Source organism: Burkholderia sp. SIMBA_062, from assembly GCF_046534765.1.
GTDB lineage: Bacteria > Pseudomonadota > Gammaproteobacteria > Burkholderiales > Burkholderiaceae > Burkholderia > Burkholderia ambifaria.
Map to the genome: position 1 here is coordinate 1 of NZ_JAWRYD010000376.1, position 260 is coordinate 260.

Annotated in this window: 1 protein-coding gene; it reads right to left on the reverse strand. The window is 60.4% G+C overall.

Features of this window, described 5'->3' with window-relative positions; genetic code table 11:
• A partial coding sequence (locus SB786_RS36755) for a hypothetical protein (protein ID WP_410731655.1) occupies positions 1 to 260 on the reverse strand: 260 nt, incomplete at both ends.

A 260-nucleotide genomic window follows, 5' to 3' on the forward strand; every position in this document is an offset into this window, starting at 1 on the left:
GGTGCTTCGTTCAGATTGCGCACGCGATGAAGTGCAACGTGATCTTTGCCGTTGTGCTGCAGGACGTACCGGTCGTTCGCCGCAAGCACCCGACCGGAGTAGGCGTCGCCGTTCGACACGTAGGCGTCGTGCACTTTTACGCCGTCAATCCGCTCGTTCGCGATCGACTCCATCTGATCACGGTCGGCCCGGTCGGCAACATATTCCTTGCGCATGTCGTTGACTGCGCGCGCCACGAAAGTCTTCAGGTTCACGTCGGC